At 61.6% G+C, this 2,374-nt stretch carries 1 protein-coding gene; it reads left to right on the plus strand.

Annotated features, from left to right (window positions below; all coding sequences use genetic code 11):
• Positions 1-350: 350 nt before the first annotated feature.
• On the plus strand, positions 351-2,374 hold a 2,024-nt coding region (locus ACZYOF_RS43425; RefSeq protein ID WP_463719552.1), incomplete at its 3' end, for a putative Ig domain-containing protein.

Consider the following 2,374-nt stretch of genomic DNA (forward strand, 5'->3'; position numbering starts at 1 on the left):
TCGACAACACCAGCTCGACGGTCTGGCGCTTGTATTCTTCGGTAAATGACCGACGTTGACGTTCCATTCAACACCTCCGGGCTCAATGAGCCTACTACAGGTGTCCACTCATTCGGAGGAGGTTCAGGACACCGACACAAGCCAGCTCGGGTTTTTTTACGGTAACCGTCACCGACAGCGCCGCTAGTACTGCATCTGCGACCTATCAAATCCCGGTCGGTGGCGATTACACGCTGCCGGCTGCGACCGTCGGCGCAGCCTACGATCCCCGCCGGCTGGCTGCCGACGGACAACCCACTCCGACCTCGGGGAGCATCCCTCCGGGGATGACGATAACACTAGAGAGTGTGGTGAGGGTTATTCTGGGCGGTACTCCGCAACAGGCCGGGACCTACGTTTTCTCTTTCTCGAACGGGTCTCGCTACACGCTCGTTGTGAACCCGCCTGCTAATCTGACGCTCTCTCCTGCCGCGGGAGCGCTGACAGGCGGCACGACCGGCATCGCCTATAACCAGACGGTAACAGCCTCGGGCGGGACCGCGCCCTATACCTATGCGGTCACCTCCGGTTCGTTGCCGAGCGGTTTGCTGCTCGATCCGTCCACCGGCAAGATCAGCGGTACTCCGACGGCGGCAAGCAATTCCAGCTTCACCGTTACAGCTACGGATGCCAACAGGATTACCGGGTCGGCAGCTTACACGATCGCCATTTCGACGTCCGCCGCGTCGTTCACGTTTACGCCTCCGGGCGGCAGCCTGCCGGAAGCCATGGCGGGCGAGGAATACAGGCAGTCAATATCCGCCAAGGGTGGCGCCGCACCACTCATCTACAGCGTCGCTTCAGGCGCTCTCCCAAAAGGTATGACCCTGAACATCTCGACCGGCGAACTTACCGGGCCGCTTGCCCCCACTGCTGCGCCGGGCAATTACACATTCACACTCCAAGTTCAGGATGGCCATGGTGCGATCGGTACGGCCGCATACAGCCTGAAGGTCAATGCACAGAAAGTCACCGTCACCGACCAGGTGATAGATGTGCCGGCCGGTTCGACGCCCGGGGACGTCAATCTCAATCGCGGCGCAACCGGAGGGCCGTTTACGTCAGCGGATATCGTTTCCGTTGAACCCGCCAATGCTGGAAGCGCCAAGATTACCCGCGGTCAACTGGCGCAAGCGGGCCCGGCGCCGCCAACAGGCTGGTACCTCCAGTTCAAACCCGATCCTGCCTATTCTGGCCAAGTGCGCGTGGGATTTCGTCTGACGAGCGCGCTCGGAGTCTCCAACACAGGAACCGTCACCTACAAGCTGAGTCACGATGCGCAGAAGGTGGCCCGGGATATTGATGCCCTGGTCCACGGCTTCGTACAGACCCGCCAGAACATGATCTCTTCCACGATCAGCGTTCCGGGCTTGATGGAGCGCCAGCAGATGGGGCGAGACAAGGATCCCGTCACGGCACGCGTGCTGCCGTCAGAAACTGGATTGACGCTCAACTTCGCCACCAGCCTCGCGCAGATGCAGGGTGCTCGCGACACCAAGTCTGGCGCTTCCGCGGCAGCATCCTTGCCTTTCAATCTCTGGATCAATGGCGCGATGCTGGCCCACAACCGCACTGAAAATGGCGGCAAGTGGGGCAGTTTCGCCATGGTCAATCTCGGAGCGGATTACCTGTTGACGGAAAAAGCTCTTGTTGGATTTTCGTTCCACTTTGACCGGATGATCGATCCGAGCAAGGAAGATGCCAAACTCACCGGCAATGGCTGGCTCGCAGGCCCATACGCGTCGTTCGAACTCGGCAAGGGCGTGTTCTGGGACACGAGCCTGCGTTATGGCGGCTCCGCGAACAATATCGACACGAGATTCTGGGACGGAACATTCGACACGAAGCGGTGGATGATCGACTCCTCGATCAAGGGGCAATGGAATCTCGACAAGGTGACCGTGCTGACGCCGAGGTTGCGAGCCGTCTACTTCTCGGAAAGAGTCGAAGACTATGTGGTGAGCAACAGCGCGAGGGATCAAATAGCGATCAGTGGCTTTGACGCGCGCCAACTCCGCGTCAGTGTCGGCGCAGAAATCGCGCGATCCTACTTGCTCGGCAACGGTTCGATCCTCACGCCGAAGCTTGGAGGGACGGGTGGCTATTCCGGCCTCGATGGTTCTGGTGTGTTCGGCACTTTCACCGCAGGTGTTTCCCAGTTCTGTGCGTCAAGTTCAGCAAAATCGGTCATGGGGTCCGGCCAAGCCATCCCCTCGGAGCCGCCGTCGCGCGGGGGCCCCCACCGCCCCGCGGGGGCGCGCCGGCGGCGCCGGGGGGGGGGGGGCCGACCCGTTGGGGGGCGGGGCCGCGGGAGGCCCCCCCGCGGGGCGGGGCC

It is taken from the genome of Bradyrhizobium sp. LeoA1Lang, from assembly GCF_055413685.1.